This window comes from Pseudonocardia halophobica, assembly GCF_027922425.1.
GTDB lineage: Bacteria > Actinomycetota > Actinomycetes > Mycobacteriales > Pseudonocardiaceae > Pseudonocardia > Pseudonocardia halophobica.
In genome coordinates, this window is the sequence record NZ_BSFQ01000181.1 from 1 (window position 1) to 817 (window position 817).

Below are 817 nucleotides of genomic sequence, written 5' to 3' on the forward strand. Positions count from 1 at the left end.
GGCCGAGCTGCGGGCCCACTTCCGGCCCGAGTTCCTCAACCGGGTCGACGACACCGTGCTGTTCACGCCGCTGAGCCAGGGTGAGATCGAGAACATCGTCGAGCTCATGCTGTCCGACCTGCGCGTGCGGCTCGCCGAGCGCAACATCACCATGGAGATCGGTGAGGGCGCCCGTCGCTTCATCGCGCACGAGGGCTACGACCCGGTGTACGGGGCCCGTCCGCTGCGCCGATTCATCGCGCGGGAGGTCGAGACCCAGGTCGCCCGCGCGCTGCTGCGCGACGGGGCCATCGAGGGGTCCACCGTGCGGGTCGACGTGGGCGGCGACCAGCTCGTCGTCTCCCACGAGCCCATCGGGGCGCAGGCGTGAGCGCCTCGGCGACGGCGCGGACGAGCACCATCGCCTGCCCGCAGTGCGGGAAGCGGAACCGGGTACCGGTGTCCGCAGGCTCGGTGCCGAAGTGCGGCAACTGCCACGAGCGCCTGCCCTGGATCGCCGACTCGGGCGACGACGACTTCGCCGAGGTCGCGGAGCGGGCTCCGGTCCCGGTACTCGTGGATCTGTGGGCGACCTGGTGCGGCCCGTGCCGGATGGTGAGTCCCGTCCTCGAACGGCTGGCCACCGAGCGAGCCGGTGAGCTCAAGCTGGTCAAGGTCGACGTCGACCGGGCGCCCCGGCTCTCCCAGCGGTTCGAGGTGCGCGCCGTCCCCACGCTGATGGTCCTGCGGGACGGCGAGGTACTCGCCCGCCAGCCCGGAGCCGCACCGGAGCCGGCGTTGCGAAGCTGGCTGGACCAGGCACTGCAGTCGAAGGGAA

At 72.0% G+C, this 817-nt stretch carries 2 protein-coding genes; both read left to right on the forward strand.

Going from position 1 to position 817, the window contains the following annotated elements:
* Positions 1-370, forward strand: a 370-nt coding sequence (locus PKE99_RS38015; protein WP_498371921.1) for a ClpB D2-like domain containing protein, incomplete at its 5' end; no start/stop codon positions are given.
* Positions 367-817, forward strand: a 451-nt coding sequence (gene trxA / locus PKE99_RS38020; RefSeq protein ID WP_271215095.1) for a thioredoxin, incomplete at its 3' end; no start/stop codon positions are given. The genes PKE99_RS38015 and trxA, both read left to right, overlap by 4 nt.